Genomic DNA, 262 nt, shown 5'->3' with positions numbered 1-262 from the left:
GCCTTACCAAGTGCGAGCAGACGGACGGCGGCCAAGTGGCGATGCTGGTCAGTGCGATCCAAACCGACGCCAAGCCTGACAAGGCTGCCAACTATCTGCTGTTCAAGTGGGAAAGCAACGGTACTTCCAACTTTGCTTGTGGTGCGGTGTTGAATTTCGATAAGCGCCAATACGACAAAGTTCGCGCCATTATAGAAACCAAACTTGACGACAATGCCCTGCAGGTCCTGCTGGCACTGGAACTCTGACCATGAAGTTGGCC

General features: G+C 53.8%; 1 protein-coding gene. It reads left to right on the top strand.

Annotated features, from left to right (window positions below; translation table 11 throughout):
* Window positions 1-248: hypothetical protein (locus FQ664_RS26265; protein ID WP_178091092.1), on the top strand; the 248-nt coding region annotated here is incomplete at its 5' end.
* Between the last annotated feature and the right edge of the window lie 14 nt (window positions 249-262).

The organism is Pseudomonas persica, from assembly GCF_900291015.1.
GTDB lineage: Bacteria > Pseudomonadota > Gammaproteobacteria > Pseudomonadales > Pseudomonadaceae > Aquipseudomonas.
The sequence above is the reverse complement of the archived record's forward strand: the minus strand, read 5'-3'. Positions and strand labels throughout refer to the sequence as shown.